Origin of the sequence: Solibacillus isronensis (genome assembly GCF_023715405.1) — a bacterium.
Lineage (GTDB): Bacteria > Bacillota > Bacilli > Bacillales_A > Planococcaceae > Solibacillus > Solibacillus isronensis_B.
This window is the reverse complement of sequence record NZ_JAMBOC010000001.1, coordinates 649,021-664,010: the sequence shown is the minus strand read 5'-3', so window position 1 is coordinate 664,010 and position 14,990 is coordinate 649,021. Positions and strand designations below refer to the sequence as shown.

Below are 14,990 nucleotides of genomic sequence, written 5' to 3'. Positions count from 1 at the left end.
AATTCCTGTGGGGCATCGTACAATTAATTTACTGAATAACTATATTCCCAACATATTGAGCATTACCTTTGTCTGTTTCAATGTCGACAACGAGTATATACTTTCCTTTTTCTGTAGGTAAATTAAAGGTTTGATTCACTATAAAATATTCTAATTCTATTTTGTTTTCATTTTGCAAAACAGAAACCTTTATTTTATTCGGGTCAAAAGTTCCGTTTTCCATATTTAACGCGACCAATTCCCTAGGTTCAAAGTAAATAATATTTTGCTTTTCCGCTTATTTCCTACTATACTTTTCCACAGTAATTTGAATGATATAAAGAATCAACAGGCCAATTGTCATCCAGAACGAAAAGAATAAGGCATCGCGCCACTTAGTTTCCTGGAATGCTTCGTAATTATATAATCGAATAAAAAATGACAATATAAAAATGATGAGCAGTAAAAAAAGCATCCTTTTGTGTTTAATTATTTTCACTCCTCTTATTGCAAACTTCAATCTGATAAAAAATTTTTTTCAAAATAGGTTAAGGATAAATGTTCATTTACTTGGACTTCCTTCGTAACCTGAAAATCATTTTTCTTATATAGAGTAATCGCTGGGGTATTTTTAGACCCAGTTGCGACTATGATTGTCTTTATATCGAACTGACCTTCAATAAAAGTTAACAGTTTCTGTGCGATTCCTTTTCGGAAATGGTCCGGATGAACGATTAATCTATGTATATCAACTTCATGATCACTAACTTTCACCGATATGGCCGCACAAAGTTCTTCTTTTATATAGTAGCCAAAGAAAGTTTCTCCGCATTGTTGTAGAGTATTTACTGTATCTTTCAATGGCGGGATATCCTCATAATCGATGACTTCGGCTTCTACTTTATAAGATGGTATTTGTATCTTTAAGAGTTTTTCCGCATTTTTTGTATTTCGAATGTCAAATTTCTTTATCATGAAACCGCCTCCCTCAACCATCTTAAACTTTCCACTATTTTTCCAACCGTAATGTTTCCAGTTACCTGCCTACCAAAGAAACAAGCGATTGTTAACTCTTCAGTAAAATCACGCTCAGTAAATGATTAGAAGTGTGATAAACCCTATTCTTTGTATATTTTTCCCACTTGTCTCTGAAACTTTCCCTCGCTCTTTCCCTACGATTAAGCTGCCAATAATGAAATTAATCCTACTTAGAATTAACGGTAAAACAGCTACTGAAAGCTGCACTCATATCCCCCTTGTCAACCTAAAATCAAACATGACAGAACTAACTATGGGAAGTTAACTACAGGTTGTCATTTGCCCCATGGCTGTTCACCATATTTTTTAAGCATAACGATCTCTCCATTTTTATTATTTAATCTGTTATAAGCATACTTAATTTTGTATTCATTAGTTTTATCTAACTCTATCTTCATATAGAAATCCCTCGATAACGATAATTCATAACCGTCAAGTAACAAATAATGTTCACCATTTTTTTCAATAATATTTTGTTCTTCGAGTTGATAGTTACCATCGACAATTACATTAAGAACAGATGTAAAACCAAATATATATAATGCACCAAAAGTAATTAAGATAAAGCTTATGAATAATTTACCTTTACTCATGCATCCGCCTCCAGTCTTATTAATTTATATGAGTTAACAAACGCTAAAGTTTCAAAATTTTCCCTTTCCATTTGAATCTCTAAGGGCTCCCCCTCATTCATAGTTATTAGTATTTTCTCACTACTAAACCTACCAAAGTTTTAAGATAAAATTCACAGTTACTTTTACAATAATAAAATAGCGCTGATCCTAATTTAGGATCGCGCACGTATAGTAGTTATTAATGAACTTTTTCTTATAAATCTAATTCATTAACAATAGAAGTTACGAATGTTTTTAAAGGATTCGGGATAGATTTGCCTGTCTTTGTTTCAACTAGCTGTGCTGCATCCGCCATTGATAATTGAGCAACGGAAATTATTTTATCATCAGCAACAAGTTTTTCTAACATCCTTGCTACTTCCTGATTGTATTCTTTTTTACGTCCTTTCATGATTAAATCAAACGTATTGTTTAATACAATAACCTCGATGTTTATCGATTTTTTTTTAGTAGCTGCATAGAGTTTAAGTCGTTCAATTGTCCCTTCAACAGTTGCCGGATTTGTAAAAAGTACAGTCTGGGGTTGCTGAATATTACAGATGAAATCAGAGAATGATTCATCCAATTTAATAATTGGCACTGATATGGAAAGTTGATCTTCCTGTAAAATGGCAATATAGTTTGTACAAGTAATTAAAATTGCATCAATATTCGATTGGGCAATCCATTCTATCTGTTCTTTTACTTTTAGCTGCGCATCTGCTTCATGGAAATTCTGATCTGAAGTTAATCGATCCATTAATCCTGGATCAACAAAATGGACTAATTCGATGTTATATGGAGCAAGTGCATTTTCTATGTATTCAATATTTGTATAATGGGCGTGTAGACAACCTAGTCTTTTTCTCATATTCATTCCACCTGTAATTTATTTCTAATTATTCTATCAGTTTGTGAATACAGATGTCTATTTAAATAAAAAACGAAATCAGCTTGAATATCCCAAGCTGATTTCGCCATTAATTCCCCATTTGTTTTTCATTCACATAATCCAAAACGGCACGGGCCTTTAGAAATTCTTCTTGTGCACCTTCAGGAACCATCTCAATTGCGGGTGGTGATGAGACACCTAATTTTGCCATTACAGTTTCAAAGGTTAATAATGCCTGAATATATTGCTCATATTCTTCCGCTGTTAAAATCTCTTTACTGGATGGTTGATTGTTTAATTTATCAAAGTAAGGTTGGATTTCATAAATGGCCGCTTTAATTTCCGCCAGTTTTTCTTCAGACACATTAGAATAATCGATATTTCCGTTTTTATCGCCAAATTCAAGTTTTGCATCTGTAATGACATAGAGGATTTCTTTAAACTGTTCGAATTGTTCTTTTCCCAGGTCACCTTTTGCTTGAGACAATTTTGCATCAAACAATAAATAGCTTTTAATTGTAATATTTGCTATATGTTTTTTTACATTATCAAACGATCCGTATAAATCATCTGCAAGTAACGACTGATAAGCAAATGCTCCTGTTGGAACCATTAAACAGGCAGCCATGATTGTAATCGCTATACGCTTTTTTACAAAACGTTTCACTTTTCCGCCCATTTCTGATTTAGCTTCCTGAATCCCTTTCTTACTTCTTTCATGAAGCTGAAACGGGATTTCGATATTCTCTATATCCTGTTTAAAATGATTCCCCATAGTTCTCTACCTCCTTTAAATTTTGACGAAGTTTATTCAGAGCACGATATAAGGTGGATTTTGCTGTTCCAAGCGGGATTTCAAGAATTTCTGATATTTCCTTTAACGTACGGTCATTATAATACTTTAGTAAAATCACGCTTTTCTCATCTTCCTGCAAAATATCCATTAGTTCCCGTAAGGATAAAGACATTGCAATATCTTCAACTCCTTCTCCTGTATGTACTTCAAACTGAGGTATTAGTTGAACTACTTTTTTATTTTTATTTATTACGTTCAAGGCACAATTGATCGTAATTTTCATAAGCCATGTCTTGAAATATTCCGGTTTATTTAAAGTGCTAATATTTTTGAATGACTGATACGCTACTTCTTGTACGACATCCAAAGCATCATTTTTATTTTTCACATAGACATAGGCCATTCGATAAATATCAGCTTCATATTGTTGGAAAAGCTCTAAATATGCTTTGTCATTTCCTTTTTGAGCTTTTTTTACTAAGCGTTTAATATTCATCGCAATTCCTCCCTTCATTTTCGTTTTACATTTATTAGACATACGAGAAGGACATTTGGCTTTGAAATTTTAAAATTATTTTTTCTACCTTTCAACTTTAATTCTTTTCATGAAAAAAGACGGTTTCTTATTAGGAAAGCGTCTTTTGGGTTAAAAACTATTTATCTCAACTATGCTTTATTAAACAAATAAATCCCGGCAAACATTAACGCAAGGGCAATGAATTTAGCCAAATTCATTGGATAGGTAACCCCACCAAAAAGGCCAAAATGGTCAATAATCGCTCCGACAAAAATCTGACCAATGATAACCGCCATAAAGGTTGCAGCTACTCCGATTAAATTTACAGAATAGATATTTATGACAATAAAGAATGCGCCTAATAATCCTCCAATTAATTGCCATTTGGGAACAGTAAATACATTTAAAAAATTACCCTTTCCGAAAAAGAATGCTAAAAAGAACAATGCAAGCGCGCCTACCATAAAAGAAACGGTGGCGCTTTCCAGTACGCCTACTTTCTTACTAAATAAGGCATTGATTTGACTCTGTATCGCAACGGCCGAACCGCCGACCAACGCTAAAAAAGCAATTATCAATTTCATCATCAACAGTTCCTCCAATTTGAATACCACGAAACAATGTAATATTAATTTATTTAGCTAGTCTGATTTAGATAGTAGAATTCATTTGATTTATATGATGTAGATCATGTTCCATTAAGCCTTTTAAGTACTCGTAAAACGTTAACGTAGAGTGGTTAATCTGTATTGGAACCAACCAGTCATCTTCAGGAATTTGCTTTATCTGACTTAATAATTCTTGCCGTATGTGAATACATTTTTCCAATGTATTTTCTACATCTTCTGTTCTGGATTGTAAAGAAGATTGGTTATTTAGCTCATCGATACCCGGAGCTTTCGGAAAGTGTTCGTCTGAAAATAGATATGGAATTCTTTGCTGTAACACAAATTCATCCCAAGGGTAAAAGTGTCCAACTATTTCTATAATGGACCATTTCCCTTTCCCAATCGGTTTTCTTAATAAATTTTCATCTATAGATTTCAAACTATGTATAAAAGTTATGAAGCTTTGTTGATGTGCTACTATTTCTGATTTTTCCTTCAGCAGATGAACCACCTCGATTTAGTTATTCGTTACTAAACACGAAAACACCTACATAAAAGGTTCACATTCCAGAATAAAAATACGGAACGCAAACCATTTCCTTTAAATTGAGTATGCACCATCCCAGACTACTTTCTTAAAATGCGCCGCGTCCGTATCTCCTTCTGTACTGAAGAACAAAATTTTCGAATCCGGCTTAATCCTTAACTGTTTCTTTAAATCCACGTATTCGCTGCTTTTTAGTATTTCATTAACTGCACCTATCCCAACAGCACCCGACTCACCTGAAATAACTTGAGGGTCGCCTTTTAATGGGGCTGCTAATATTCTCATACCCTGCGCCGCAATCTTATCTGGACATGAAAGGAACGCATCGGCATAGTCATTTAAAATTTGCCATCCTAATGTGCTTGGTTCGCCGCATGCTAGACCGGCCATAATCGTGTCCAAATCACCTTTGACGTAATGCAGCTTCCCGTCATTTGCTTTGGCCGTTTGGAAAATACAGTCCGCTTTATCCGGTTCCACAATAACGGTAATCGGGCGGTCCTCCCCGTAAACATTGGCAAAGAAACCTTGAACGGTAGCTGCCATTGAACCAACACCAGCCTGAATGAATACATGCGTCGGCTTTTCGTCCAACTCTTTCAGCTGTTCATAAGCTTCCGACACCATCGTAATATACCCCTGCATTATTTTCTTAGGGATTTCTTCATAGTGTTCCCATGCCGTATCTTGCACGAGCACCCAATGATTTCCCTCTGCATCTTCAGCCGCTAAGCGAACGGTATCGTCATAATTCAGCTCCGTAATGGAAGCATCCGCACCTTCAGATTTTATATGGTTTAATCTTTCCACTGATGAACCTTTGGGCATATAGACAACCGATTTTTGCTTCAGCTGATTTGCCGTCCATGCGACTCCCCTACCGTGATTGCCGTCTGTAGCTGTGATAAACGTAATTTCTCCTAATGCTTCTCTTACTTCTGAGGAAACAAGCATGTCATATGTAAGCTCAGCCGGATGAATATTTAATCTTTCCGCAAGATACTGTCCGATTGCATACGAACCTCCTAAAGCTTTAAATGCATTTAAACCGAAACGGTAAGATTCATCTTTCACGAAAATCTTACTGACATTCCATTCCTTTGACAAATTATCCAATACAGCTAAAGGTGTAGGTTTATATTGCGGGAAGCTTCTATGAAAAGCGGAAACTTTTTTGGCAACGTCCGCATTCAGAAAATCAATATCAAACTTCTTTTCCTTTTTCCGATCAAATTTTACTAATTTCAATTTCACTGACCTCGTTTCCTATTTTACCTGCTTCGATTTAATTATCTTTGTTGGATTTAAAGATAAACCGGTTATCAGGATTCCACACATGCAAGTTGTCAGCTACATATCCGCGCAGCCATAATACGCCATCAACTTTTCTAACATAAAATCCTTTTGGAAAACTCTCTTCATCACTTATTAATTCTGATGCGATTGTGACAGATCCAGAAGGTGCCTCATTTTTTTGTGAAAGATTACCTGAATCCCCCTCAGCTTGGTCTACATATTCCATTCTTAAGTAAGGTCCTAGCTCAGGTGGACATAACTGTAAGCCAAGTTCGTTCGCTTGTTTAAAGATTTCAGGTAATGTTGCGCCATTCGGAAAACCAAGGTCCCTAACAGATAGTTCAACTATTTCCACACTATATGTTGTTTCGGTAGTAGTAAACCGATCATCAAATAATAATTTCTCACCATATTGGTTCAGTGAAATAGACGATTGTTGCAGTTTTTGAATAAGGTCGTCTTTCGACAGCCCTCCTACCTCAATTGTTTTTGTAATAACAGGACAATCAGGGTATATTCGCATTTTTTCCCTCCTCAATGCTTCGAGTGAATATTTTTGTTACAAATCTTGCTATTAAACCCCTACTAATGATTTCTATTAATCTCATTAATACTCCTTCATCCCTTTTAAAACAGTGAATCCTAGTGATTTATGACCAGCTTAAATTGGTAGGCTTCAGGGTATTCAAAGGTTAATAGGAGAGTGAAATAAATGATTACAGCTATTACTATTAAAATTATTGCAGGGTTTATCGCACTTATGGTTGTTATCCGCTTTATCGGAAAAAAAGAACTTAGTGAAGTCACCCCATTCGATTTTGTGTTTATCGTTATTCTCGGTGGAACACTGGAAGAAGGAGTATACGATGAAAAAGTGAATATTTGGGATGTCCTTTATACGATTGGATTATGGACTGCTCTCTATCTTTTAACCGATTTTCTGGTCAGGAAATTTGAAAGGCTGCGTCCGATTATTAAAGGAGAACCATCTTTTCTCGTAAATAATGGGAGATTGGATATTAAAGAATTAGCGAAAAATAAAGTGGAATCCGAACAACTACGTTCCTTGCTGCGGATGCAAGGAGTTTTTTCAATTAGTGAAGTAAAATATGCTCTTCTGGAGCCTGGTGGACAAATTAGCGTATTGAAAAAGGAGTCACCCGAGGAAGAAACAGGTGATGTGTTAACTCACTTGATTATCGATGAAGGGCAGATTGAAGAAAGAATTTTGGCACAAATCGGGAAAGATAAGAAATGGATCATTCATCAATTAAAAGAAGAAGGCTATGAGGATATTAAGAAAATATATTATGCGGAATGGTCTGAGGAAAATGGACTTTATGTTCAGACTTATGATTAATTGTTAGCGGTTGAAAAATGGCTACTTCAACTGCTACAAAGAGAAACGACATTAAAATATAACCCACAAAGGTACTCCTTTGTGGGTTTAATTTCTAATCATTATTTATATCGCGAATAATCCATTGTGCTGCTTCTTTTAAATTGGGTAACACTGCATCTGCTAAAGGATCACTATCACCAATATAAACGGTTTTTGTCCCTGCTTTTTTACCTGCCTGAATATCTGTATCCGTATCACCAACCATATAGGATTGCTCAAGATCTATTTTGTATTTTTCACCTAAATCTAAAATCATCTTGCTATTTGGCTTTCTGCATTCACACCCAGACTTTGGTTTATGCGGACAATAGGCAACTTCATGAATCGTTGCTCCCTTTTTCTTCAGTTGAGCAACCATATGATCATGAACTTTCTGTAACTGCTTTTCTTTCATATAACCTAAACCGATTCCGCCTTGATTCGTTACGACAAACACATAATCAAAATAGTCATTTAAACTTTTGATGGCTTCTTCTGCTCCAGGTAAGAAATAAAATTGTTTCGGTTCATTTACAAATTTCACCCGCTTAGTCAGCACTTCATTAATTACGCCATCTCGATCTAAAAACACTGCTCTTTTCAATCCATCAACACCTTTAATTTTTAATCTTACTTTTAGTATGTTAAAAATTATCGGCTTTAAGCAATCTTATTTCGAGTATTCAATAATTCTCTTAATGAAATCAATCAACTATAAAAGGCACAATTCTTTATAAGAATCGCACCCTTTTTAGGAGTCTTAAATTATCTTTAGCCGAAACTTTTAATTTGATTTTCAGTAATCCCTTTAATTAATCCCAGCTCACTAATCAAAAATTGATGCGCGCTATTTAACATTTCTTTTTCACTTGTATTTAGTGCTTTTTCTTCTTTCATACGCATTAAATCACGTACTACTTCAGCACATTCTAGTATTTTACCCGTTTTTACTTTATCCGTGTTCACTTTATACCTTTGTCTCCACGGCAATAATTCATCAGATTCCCCATGCTGAAAAATGTGAATGATGTGTTTCAAATCAATTATATCAGTAACAGGACGTATACTTGAACTCAATATTTTATCCTTCGGGATTGTGATTTGCACATTACCGATCGACATTTTTATGACATAACACTGTTGTTTTTCACCTGATATTTCCTTTTCTTCTACGGCTTTAATTATACCTGTTCCGTGCATTGGATATATAATGTTTTCACCAATTTGAAACAAATAACCCACCTCCATGTATGGCAACCATAAGGTAACCTATTTAACCTTAACACGTATATGGATTTTTAACAAATTTTTAATAATATCATAAATATTATTAAACTGTCAAATGATTTTAATTTGTTATTAAAAAAAACAAAAACAATAGGAATCGTGTCGTATTATCAATAAAGTGGAGGTTCGTTTTGCCTGCGTATTATAGGTTAAATGCAGACAATTTATGCTAGTTGATAGTCAGCACTATTTAGCACAATTTGAATTAAGCTATTAAATAATTTCTGTTGAGACGGATTTTGCCAATCCTCCTCATACTCAGCCATTAACCACATGACTTCATCCAGAAAGACGTGCTGTTTGGCCTTATCCCAATATCTTTTTTCTTCATCAGTAATGTCCATAAACTCTTTGTAACCGGATAAAAATAAATCCCATTCATCTATAGTAAAAACCCGATCCGGTGCTTCTTGATGTTCGTTATGAAAAAGAAGTAATGCGAGTGCTAGATCAAATATTTTTGGTATCCAGGCCGCATTATCTGGATCAATTAAATATGGATCGGGGGTTAATATTAAATTATTCGCTTTAAAATCATGAGGCGTTGCAACATGTGGTAAATTAGCACGGTAAAGCTCCTGTTGATTTGCAACACTTTCCAGCAACTTTATTTTTAGGGCTGGATCAATCTTTAATCCGGCTTTTTTTGCATGTTGAATAATTGCCTCCATACTCTCTTCAACTTCTTCTTCATTAAAATCATAGACATCGTAGTCAAGAAGGTTATAATCATTTGAACCAGGTGAATAGCTGTGAATCTGTCCTAACAATTTACCAGCTTCATAAATTTCATTGTCTTTGCCTGAATATTTCTGACCTTCTATAAATGGATAAACTACAAAATTTGTATCTTCGTATTTTTGCGGATTATCAATTTTCAACTTTACTGGCGTTACAACATCGATCCCCTTACCCTTTAGCATATTAGTGTACGATATTACACTTTCTGCTCTTTTTTGCGTACGTTTTACAACAACATCCTGTTCACCGTATTTCACTCGGTATACTGGCGAATATGGGTAAATGCTTGCAGGCTCTTCTTCCACTCCAAATCCAAACATATTTAAGATCTCGGTTCCTTTCATTACTTTAACCACCTTGTATTTATAAGTTTAACTAATTCTGAATCGCGTCAGATTTTTATGTATCCAAGAAAGCAATTGATTATCAAAGATCAATTATTTAAATCTTTTTTTAATAAGTCGATTGCTGTCATTACTTCCTCTATATTTTTAGAATCATTCATATGGTTGCGGGCGTGAAGCAGCGTCGGTCTAACGGACTCGACTGAGCGGCCAAACTTATACATCCACTCATATCTTGGAACCATCCAAGTATGGAAATGGTGAGTAGTATCTTCATTATAAAAGTAATAAACGTACTCGATATTTAATACTTCTCTTTGAGCTTGTCTTATTCTTGTTAAAGCCTGAATATAATCTAATTTTTCCTCTTCAGTTAATTCATCAAAAGACTTGATATGTCTTTTAGAAGCTAATATGATTAACCCCTTGATTGGATAAGCTACATCTTGATGAGCGTGGAAATATTTCGTTTCAAATACAACCCCGCCATCCGGTTCTATCAAACCACTTGTTAATGCACAGCTTAAACATTCAACTTCAACAATTTCTCCATTTGATAATGTTATTTTCTTTATACAATAACCCCCTTTATTGATACCAAAGTTTAAAATTAAATGTATTAAGACTTTTCATAGAAAACTATCGTTATCTTCTCATTTATTATTTTGGATTTACCCGTTTTTTTATAACCTAACTTTTCATAGAGGTAACAAAGCCCTTCTTCTTGCATAATGGTGTCCAACTCCCATAATCTTGCGTCATGATATATTTCCTCTATTATTGCAAAGACTTTTTGAGCAATTCCTTTTCCTTGATGCTCTGGCAAAATAAATATAGGGCTGACACGATAAGATTTATTACTCATTTTTACAACTCTAATACCACCAATAGTATCCTCTAGATATTCAATTAAATAATAATCTGTGAATGGTTGCTTGAATCGAGTAATAACTTTCTCTAAAGATTCATTAGCTGGGTTAGTATCGTAGTCCTGATATTTTTCAAGTAAAGGCATAAATGCTTTCACTTGAATCTCATGAAGCTTAGTCGCATCATCTAAAGTTGCTTTAATCAATGAAATCCCCATAAAATATAGACCCTCCTTTATAAAACCTCAATTCATATTAACATATTTATCCATATCTAAATCAACCCTATACAGCCTATTTGTTTAGATCCTGATAATATCTCTAGGCCTTCACATTAGTTCCCTATATAAAAATAAGCGCTGATTCTAGTTTAGAATCGCGCCTCATTCATTTCCTTCTTATTCGAAAATCCTGTAAAGATAAAACACGAAATAAACGCAACTGTTGTGACCACAATACCCATCACTATCCCAATTGCTCTCATAAGTGTATCATCACCTGGATAGGAAGGCTCAAGTGTAACTAACATATAAATCAAAATAAGAGACAGTATCAAATAAAAACTACTCCCGACTGCTGCCATTTTCAAACAGTTACTCCTCGTACCTTGCCAAGCTTTGTTAATTATTATCCATAAAAAGATACTTCCAATTACAGCGAGTACCATCACAAACAAATATACATATGGAATTAAGAAATAACTCAACACATAAATAAGAAGAGCAGTTGAAAAAAATAGGATGCCATTCATAATAAACAGAAACATTCCAGCCAGCCAATAAATTTGAAACCATCCAGCATTTTTCAAATTAAATATTAGAATATGATCTGCTCCAAATAAGTTGATTAGTGGTGTTTTAAGGAATGTTAAAAAGAATACGCCAATAAGGCCCATAAATAAGAGTAAAGTTAAAGACATAGCCTACCCCCTAATTGTAAGTATTTTGCTTGTACAGTAAATAAAATTAGAGTATTTCTTAAAATACCACCTCATTTATAATAATTTAACGACATAAATGGAATAAAGTTCCTAAAATAGACAGTAAAAGAAGCATCGTTTCCTGAAGAAATCGATGCTTCTTTTAACTAAATAAACTGCGATATTTCGTTATTGAGTCAAATCTATTTTGAGCTCAACGTCCGTTGCTATCGGGTTATCAATGTAGTTGATCCAAAGTTTTGCTCTGCCATTGTATGGCTCATAGTACTCTCTATAATTAAAACCTTCGTGGGCAGACGTAAAGTAACTGCTTCCTTCAGATTCAAGTGATGTACCATCCTCTTTTTCAGCAGGAAACAAGTGTTGGCGGCCGTGGTCGTCTTTGACTGGTGCATTTAAATATACATCGTTGCCGACAACTTTAATATCCCAGTCAATAAAGTCTGGTTTGAAAAGTACTTCCTTTGTTTTGAAATCAACTTCGATATAATCTTCACCTGTTGGAATAGCTTGTATTTCTCCGATTCTGACGATGAGTTCATCTGAATCATAGAAGTAGTTGCTTTGTAAGTAAAACGTGTACTTACCTTCTCTGAACGAACCACTACCAACTAAACCGTTGCGTATAAGTTCACGTTTACTACCATTTTTAAGCTCAAGCGAAATGTTATCGAGTGCGACGATTTGCATCGTATTCGTTGGATCTGGCTTTACTTCGATATGGATGCGTAGTGGTGTCCGAATAATTTTATTGATTACTAGGCTTTGACCTTGTGCTGTAATGCTCGTATTCGGTTCTACTATTTTTGCTTTGGCAATCGGCTTTTCTAGTGAGAATGGGATCGAGATCGTTTGTTTATCACCATCCCTCATTTTAAATTCGATACGGAAATTAGGGTTTGTCGTATCAAGCGGTTGGTCGAGCGTCATTTCAAGCAAATGATTACTGTGCGCAACCGGCTCGTTTAGGTCGTCCATCGTCCCGTAAGTTACGCTGTTTTCAAGCAGTTGGTCGCCTTGGTATATGTTCACGGAATAGTTATGATGATCACTTTTTTCCGACGGGTAATCAAAATCATACATGAGCATAATACCGTACTCATCGATAATGGCGCCTTGAAGTGTAATCGTAACATCCTTGTCTTGGACAAGGATGCCCAGCTCCTCGTAGTATTCATTGGCGATGGCATCTTTTATCCCTTCATTTTCCTGTACAAGCTCGACGATAACACTTAGGCCAGGGATTTTAGCGGCATAGCTGGCAATCGTAGGTGAGACACGGACCGTTAGCAAAAAACTTAGGAAGATGATTGCCACTGTAGCGATTCCCTGCCACTGCTTCTTTCGACGCCGTTCTTTTTTTAGTTTCGTCAATGCATCAATACGTCCTTGGCGTAGCTTATCTTTTGGAATGTCAATCATAGCCAATCCTCCTTTTGTCCAGCGGCTTTACGCAGTTTTTTTAAAATGGCGTGCAGTCGTGATTTAACGGTGCCTTCTGGAATGTTTTGCAGTTCGGCAATTTCACTGTTTTTCTGCTGTTGGAAATATTTTGCGTAAACTAACTGTTGTTCTGTGAGCGTAAGTAAGTTTAGAAGACGACTGATGTCTGAATAAACTGGGGCTTCACTATGTCTGATCTCACCAATTTCCACGGTTTGGATCCGTTTTTTCAGCATATCGTTACAGCAGTTGATGAGAACACGTACGAGCCAAGTACGCGCAAATTCAGGCTGTTTAATGGTGTGCATTTTTTTCAGTGCCTTATAGGTCATTTCTTGCATTGCGTCAAGTGCGTCCTGCTCATTTTTCAAGTATGTATAGGCAATCGGGTAAAGCACTTCCTCGTCTTGTTCAATCAGTTCCATGATTGCTTGTTGGTCCCCAGCCGCAGCTTTTTCGAGTATGTCTTCCAACGTGTGCCACCTCCTTATTTATTAGACTGTAAAAAATCTGAGTTCGTTCGAACGGAGTAAAATAATTTTGGGGAAGTTAAAAATTGAATAGGTTAGATTTTATCTTTAACTATAAATAAGTACTTGTAAAAATAAAGAAAGGTCAGCGGAGTTTACATTTATGAAGTAGGCACACCCACTTTTTCAAAAGCATAAAGTACATAGAAAGGGTTGATGACAATGCCACCATGGCAACATAAGGTTAGTTACTTAATAGGACAACCAATTGGTATATCTTTCGTAAATGGTCAAGGGACATCTGGGGTACTTTGTGGTGTATCAAACGGAAAGTTACTTGTTGTTGAATACCTGTATCAAACACAGTTCGCAATGAAACAGTATGAATTTTCAATGATTGCGGATATTTCTGGTTTTCCCCCTTGTAATCAACAACGCTTATTTTAACAATCAATGGGTACAAAATTACAGCTCAATTTGGGCTGTTTTTTCTTCAATATCTTAATTTTCTAAAGAACCATTTAAATTAAAATCAAACGTATTTACTTCAACAATACTAGTTTCCTTAGTACTTTTAATAATAATGTCGAAATTTTTACTGTATGGATGCATAAACACTTCGTACTGTATTCGTCGTTCATTGTGAGATTGCATTAAATAATTGGTATCCATTCCTCTTTCCTCTATATCTCGACCTAATCTTCTCTCAAGCTCCAAATCATCATTTGTATAAAAATAAATTAAGAGATCAAATAGTTCGGGCTTTGCAAAAGCAACACTCATACCTTCTACAATGGTTAATTTGTTTTGTGATGAGAGGATTTCACTTTTTAAATAATGTGTATCAATGGTGAGTAAATCTATACCTGCTTTTAACATCAGTACATCTCTTTCTAGAGAGGGTATATGATGTCCTGATGGATGGCATGCCGTCATTTTAAAACGATGTAATTTCCCCTCATGTGTAAAGTCAATCATTGTGTATTTCCGCACTGATGAACTTATTATGTATGGATCCGCATTTAGATAGTTTACATCATACTTTAAATTTCCCATTAACATTTGTGCAAAAGTCGTCTTTCCGGCAGCTCCATGTCCAGAAATCCCAATAATCAGCTCCTTATCAGAATTTTGAATCCAACTTATAATTTCTTGAATTAATGTTTTCATTGTTCACCCTCATTCCTAATAACCTCTTGTTAACCACGGTTCCCCTAACATCTACTTT

21 protein-coding genes are annotated in these 14,990 nt (G+C 35.2%); 2 read left to right on the top strand and 19 right to left on the bottom strand.

Going from position 1 to position 14,990, the window contains the following annotated elements; all coding sequences use genetic code 11:
• Window positions 1-28: 28 nt before the first annotated feature.
• From M3166_RS03415 to M3166_RS03370, 10 genes are all read right to left on the bottom strand, one after another.
• Window positions 29-223, bottom strand: coding sequence for a hypothetical protein (locus M3166_RS03415; RefSeq protein ID WP_251687361.1), 195 nt, complete (start codon window positions 221-223; stop codon window positions 29-31).
• Between the two features lie 272 nt (window positions 224-495).
• Complete coding sequence (locus M3166_RS03410) at window positions 496-954, bottom strand: GNAT family N-acetyltransferase (RefSeq protein ID WP_251687358.1); 459 nt, start codon at window positions 952-954, stop codon at window positions 496-498.
• A gap of 338 nt (window positions 955-1,292) precedes the next feature.
• The gene (locus tag M3166_RS03405) at window positions 1,293-1,610 is read right to left on the bottom strand and encodes a hypothetical protein (protein ID WP_251687356.1); all 318 of its coding nucleotides are present in this window, start codon (window positions 1,608-1,610) and stop codon (window positions 1,293-1,295) included.
• 235 nt (window positions 1,611-1,845) lie between these two features.
• Window positions 1,846-2,508, bottom strand: a complete 663-nt coding sequence (locus M3166_RS03400; RefSeq protein ID WP_251687354.1) for a hypothetical protein — start codon at window positions 2,506-2,508, stop codon at window positions 1,846-1,848.
• A gap of 103 nt (window positions 2,509-2,611) precedes the next feature.
• The gene (locus M3166_RS03395; protein WP_251687352.1) at window positions 2,612-3,298 is read right to left on the bottom strand and encodes a DUF3600 domain-containing protein; all 687 of its coding nucleotides are present in this window, start codon (window positions 3,296-3,298) and stop codon (window positions 2,612-2,614) included.
• A complete protein-coding gene (locus M3166_RS03390) occupies window positions 3,282-3,815 on the bottom strand; it encodes a sigma-70 family RNA polymerase sigma factor (protein ID WP_251687350.1) in 534 nt (177 codons plus the stop codon). Before M3166_RS03390 ends, M3166_RS03395 begins: the two co-directional genes overlap by 17 nt.
• A 170-nt stretch (window positions 3,816-3,985) precedes the next feature.
• Window positions 3,986-4,420 carry a DMT family transporter gene (locus tag M3166_RS03385; protein WP_251690002.1) on the bottom strand — a complete coding sequence of 145 codons (435 nt, stop codon included), beginning with the start codon at window positions 4,418-4,420 and terminating at the stop codon, window positions 3,986-3,988.
• A 67-nt stretch (window positions 4,421-4,487) separates the two neighbouring features.
• On the bottom strand, window positions 4,488-4,955 hold the full coding sequence (locus M3166_RS03380) for a DinB family protein (protein ID WP_251687348.1): 468 nt from the start codon (window positions 4,953-4,955) through the stop codon (window positions 4,488-4,490).
• Window positions 4,956-5,045: 90 nt separating this feature from the next.
• A complete protein-coding gene (dpaL, locus tag M3166_RS03375; protein WP_251687346.1) occupies window positions 5,046-6,245 on the bottom strand; it encodes a diaminopropionate ammonia-lyase in 1,200 nt (399 codons plus the stop codon).
• Between the two features lie 31 nt (window positions 6,246-6,276).
• Entirely contained in the window at window positions 6,277-6,810 is a 534-nt protein-coding gene (locus M3166_RS03370; protein WP_251687344.1) for a helicase, read from the bottom strand.
• A 189-nt stretch (window positions 6,811-6,999) separates the two neighbouring features.
• On the opposite strand from M3166_RS03370, the gene M3166_RS03365 reads away from it, so the two are divergent.
• Window positions 7,000-7,647 carry a DUF421 domain-containing protein gene (locus M3166_RS03365; protein WP_251687342.1) on the top strand — a complete coding sequence of 216 codons (648 nt, stop codon included), beginning with the start codon at window positions 7,000-7,002 and terminating at the stop codon, window positions 7,645-7,647.
• Window positions 7,648-7,741: 94 nt separating this feature from the next.
• Here M3166_RS03365 and M3166_RS03360 read toward each other — a convergent pair whose 3' ends face one another.
• The 8 genes from M3166_RS03360 to M3166_RS03325 all read right to left on the bottom strand — a co-directional run bounded on the left by M3166_RS03360 (window position 7,742) and on the right by M3166_RS03325 (window position 13,765).
• A complete protein-coding gene (locus M3166_RS03360) occupies window positions 7,742-8,272 on the bottom strand; it encodes a D-glycero-alpha-D-manno-heptose-1,7-bisphosphate 7-phosphatase (protein WP_251687340.1) in 531 nt (176 codons plus the stop codon).
• Between the two features lie 167 nt (window positions 8,273-8,439).
• Window positions 8,440-8,916, bottom strand: coding sequence for a CarD family transcriptional regulator (locus M3166_RS03355; protein ID WP_251687338.1), 477 nt, complete (start codon window positions 8,914-8,916; stop codon window positions 8,440-8,442).
• 203 nt (window positions 8,917-9,119) lie between these two features.
• Complete coding sequence (locus M3166_RS03350; RefSeq protein WP_251687336.1) at window positions 9,120-10,040, bottom strand: aminoglycoside phosphotransferase family protein; 921 nt, start codon at window positions 10,038-10,040, stop codon at window positions 9,120-9,122.
• A gap of 89 nt (window positions 10,041-10,129) precedes the next feature.
• On the bottom strand, window positions 10,130-10,615 hold the full coding sequence (locus M3166_RS03345) for an HIT family protein (RefSeq protein ID WP_251690001.1): 486 nt from the start codon (window positions 10,613-10,615) through the stop codon (window positions 10,130-10,132).
• A gap of 44 nt (window positions 10,616-10,659) precedes the next feature.
• On the bottom strand, window positions 10,660-11,127 hold the full coding sequence (locus M3166_RS03340) for a GNAT family N-acetyltransferase (protein WP_251687334.1): 468 nt from the start codon (window positions 11,125-11,127) through the stop codon (window positions 10,660-10,662).
• A gap of 152 nt (window positions 11,128-11,279) precedes the next feature.
• On the bottom strand, window positions 11,280-11,828 hold the full coding sequence (locus M3166_RS03335) for a hypothetical protein (protein WP_251687332.1): 549 nt from the start codon (window positions 11,826-11,828) through the stop codon (window positions 11,280-11,282).
• A 189-nt stretch (window positions 11,829-12,017) separates the two neighbouring features.
• Complete coding sequence (locus tag M3166_RS03330) at window positions 12,018-13,271, bottom strand: DUF4179 domain-containing protein (protein ID WP_251687330.1); 1,254 nt, start codon at window positions 13,269-13,271, stop codon at window positions 12,018-12,020.
• Window positions 13,268-13,765 carry a sigma-70 family RNA polymerase sigma factor gene (locus M3166_RS03325; protein ID WP_251687328.1) on the bottom strand — a complete coding sequence of 166 codons (498 nt, stop codon included), beginning with the start codon at window positions 13,763-13,765 and terminating at the stop codon, window positions 13,268-13,270. The genes M3166_RS03330 and M3166_RS03325 overlap by 4 nt, the downstream gene beginning before the upstream one ends.
• A 213-nt stretch (window positions 13,766-13,978) precedes the next feature.
• Here M3166_RS03325 and M3166_RS03320 point away from each other — a divergent pair, with 213 nt between their 5' ends.
• Window positions 13,979-14,209, top strand: coding sequence for a hypothetical protein (locus tag M3166_RS03320; RefSeq protein ID WP_251687326.1), 231 nt, complete (start codon window positions 13,979-13,981; stop codon window positions 14,207-14,209).
• A gap of 54 nt (window positions 14,210-14,263) precedes the next feature.
• Here the strand turns inward: M3166_RS03320 and M3166_RS03315 are convergent, their stop codons facing one another.
• The gene (locus M3166_RS03315) at window positions 14,264-14,932 is read right to left on the bottom strand and encodes a uridine kinase family protein (protein ID WP_251687325.1); all 669 of its coding nucleotides are present in this window, start codon (window positions 14,930-14,932) and stop codon (window positions 14,264-14,266) included.
• Window positions 14,933-14,990: the final 58 nt, after the last annotated feature.